The sequence below is a fragment of the Nocardioides stalactiti genome (genome assembly GCF_014180715.1).
Taxonomy (GTDB): Bacteria; Actinomycetota; Actinomycetes; order Propionibacteriales; family Nocardioidaceae; genus Nocardioides; species Nocardioides stalactiti.
In genome coordinates this window covers 1-1,294 of the sequence record NZ_JACEFC010000237.1, presented here as the reverse complement: position 1 = coordinate 1,294, position 1,294 = coordinate 1, and the positions used below count along the sequence as shown (strand labels likewise).

The following is a 1,294-nucleotide window of genomic DNA, read 5'->3' as shown; positions in this document are numbered from 1 at the left end:
GGGTCTGCTGCACGGATAGGTGACATCTGATCTGCGTCGATGTGTGTCGACGCTGGAAGGATGTGCACCATGCCGAAGGCGTTTCCCAAGGAGTTCCGCGAGGACGTGATCCGGGTCTATCGCGACTCTGATTCCTCTCTTGCCCAGGTCGCGAAGGACTTCGGTGTCTCGCCGTCGTGCCTGAAGCGGTGGATCACGATCGATGACCGCAAGTCCGCCAACCCCTCACCCGCCGCACGGGCAGCGAACGAGTCCGACGCGCTTCGTGAAGCGAACAAGCGGATCAAGCTCCTCGAGCAAGAGAACGAGGTCCTACGCCGCGCAGCGGCGTACCTGTCCCAGGCGAACCTGCCGGGAAAATGATGTACCCGCTCGTTCGCGAGCTGGCCGCCGACGGGATCCCCGTCGCGGTGACGTGTCGGGTGCTCAAGATCGCTCGCCAGCCCTACTACCGGTGGCTCGCGAACCCCGTAACCGACGCGGACCTCGTTGCGGCCTACCGGGCGAACGCCCTGTTCGACGCGCACAAGGACGACCCCGAGTTCGGCTACCGGTTCCTGGTCGACGAGGCGCGCGAAGCCGGGGAGTCGATGGCCGAGCGGACTGCTTGGCGGATCTGCTCGGAGTTGGGCTGGTGGTCAGCGTTCGGGAAGAAGCGCGGCAAGAACGGCAAGAAGCCCGGACCACCGGTCCACGATGACCTGTGTGCCGTCGTCGACAAGCACGGCGTCACCCGCCATCAGTTCACCGCTGACGCCCCGAACGAGCTGTGGCTCTCCGACATCACCGAGCACTGGACCGGTGAAGGCAAGCTCTACGTCTGCGCGATCAAGGACGTCTACTCGAACCGGATCGTGGGCTACTCGATCGACTCACGGATGAAGTCCCGGCTCGCGGTCGCTGCGCTGAATCACGCTGTCGCTCGTCGCGGTGATGTGGCCGGGTGTGTTCTGCACACCGACCGCGGGTCGCAATTCAGGAGCAGGAAGTTCGTCCACGCGATCAACCGGCACGCCATGGTCGGATCGATGGGCAGGGTCGGCGCTGCCGGCGACAACGCGGCCATGGAGTCGTTCTTCTCCTTGCTGCAGAAGAACGTCCTGGACCGCCGCACGTGGGCCACCCGTGAAGAGCTGCGGATCGCGATCGTCAGGTGGATCGAGAGGACCTATCACCGCCGTCGACGGCAAGCTGGTCTCGGACGTTTGACCCCGATCGAATACGAGTTGATCATGGCCCCAACCGCCACCCAGGCGGCCTAACCCCAACTGTCACCAGTTCGTGCAGCAGACCC

Annotated in this window: 1 protein-coding gene; it reads left to right on the top strand. The window is 64.5% G+C overall.

Annotated elements, in window-relative coordinates; genetic code table 11:
* Positions 1–69: 69 nt before the first annotated feature.
* Positions 70–1,262 (top strand): IS3 family transposase gene (locus H0487_RS22640; protein ID WP_183096443.1). Its coding sequence is split into 2 segments (ribosomal slippage): positions 70–354 and positions 357–1,262, totalling 1,191 coding nucleotides; the frame shifts between segments, so codons are not numbered across the junction.
* The last annotated feature ends 32 nt before the right edge of the window (positions 1,263–1,294 follow it).